Here is a 712-nt window from a genome sequence, read left to right as displayed (position 1 = left end):
AATATCACTTTACGTAATAGCCGTGCAGCAGGATATACTGGCGTTCTCCAAGTGAAGTCACCTGTTACGCAAAATGGCTGGGGATCTGTTCAAGGTAATTTCATGAGCCCTTCACTACGGGAATATAAATCTAACATTCGTGATATTTCCTTTTCTGCCTTAGAAAAAATTAGAAATCTTAGAATCAGACAGTTTAATTATAAGAATGCGGTAAACGAACTATACAAAATGAGAGAAGAAAAGGACCCGCATGATCCACCATTGACAACAGAAGAGATCAAAACATACTACGGGTTAATTGTAGATGAATGTGATCAAGCGTTTGTGGATGAAAGCGGGAAAGGAATTCACTTGTATTCCTACGCATCGATTGCCATTAAAGCTTTACAGGAACTTGAAGTTAAACACGATGATGAAATGCAAGAATTAAAAGAAAATCATCAAGCCGAGATGGAAAGTATGAACAAGCGTGTGGAAGAGCTAGAAACATTAATCCAAAAATGAATGAGTTAAAACAGATGGAGCAGCAAACGCTGGTCTCTTTATTTTTCACAACATACGGCTTTGATAATAAAGGGGAGACAATCATGTCTCTCTTTTTTGATAGAGATGAGGAGAGAAAAAGGATGACAATTGAAATTGGCGTACTGATTGCAGTACTATCACTTGCCATCAGTTATTTTGGTTATGCACTGAATAAGTCCAAATCCAT

Annotated in this window: 1 protein-coding gene and 1 pseudogene; both read left to right on the top strand. The window is 37.4% G+C overall.

The genetic code is table 11. From position 1 onward, the window contains the following. Window positions 1-504: tail fiber domain-containing protein (locus JDS99_RS30805; protein WP_199696486.1), on the top strand; the 504-nt coding region annotated here is incomplete at its 5' end. Window positions 505-518: 14 nt separating this feature from the next. Beyond that, window positions 519-712 (top strand): annotated as a pseudogene (locus JDS99_RS30800) (hypothetical protein); the annotation flags it as partial.

The organism is Bacillus cereus group sp. N6 (assembly GCF_016483705.1).
Classification (GTDB): Bacteria; Bacillota; Bacilli; order Bacillales; family Bacillaceae_G; genus Bacillus_A; species Bacillus_A wiedmannii.
Note: the sequence above shows the minus strand (reverse complement) of the source record. Positions and strands in the feature narration are given on the sequence as shown.